Below are 235 nucleotides of genomic sequence, written 5' to 3' on the forward strand. Positions count from 1 at the left end.
TTTAAGAAAGTTTAGAGAAGCTGTTAAATTCCGTGCCATTCAGTTTGATCTTGCTTGTTTGGTTCCCTTCGGCCATATAAGAAAGACCGTCGTCTCCGTTAACGATCAGGGGGTTCAGCGTTTTTCCGGCCGCATCATAGCTGGTTTCCAGCCTGTACCGGGCTTTCGGGGAATCCTCCCATGACTGGTACCAGACCATGCTCCTTTTTCCGCCATCGAAATTAGTGATTTCTTT

At 47.2% G+C, this 235-nt stretch carries 1 pseudogene; it reads right to left on the bottom strand.

The features are described from left to right. Position 1: 1 nt before the first annotated feature. Positions 2 to 235: pseudogene (locus KVT34_RS31205) on the bottom strand (copper amine oxidase N-terminal domain-containing protein); the annotation flags it as partial.

Origin of the sequence: Paenibacillus sp. GbtcB18 (assembly GCF_019091125.1) — a bacterium.
Taxonomy (GTDB): domain Bacteria; phylum Bacillota; class Bacilli; order Paenibacillales; family NBRC-103111; genus Paenibacillus_F; species Paenibacillus_F chitinolyticus.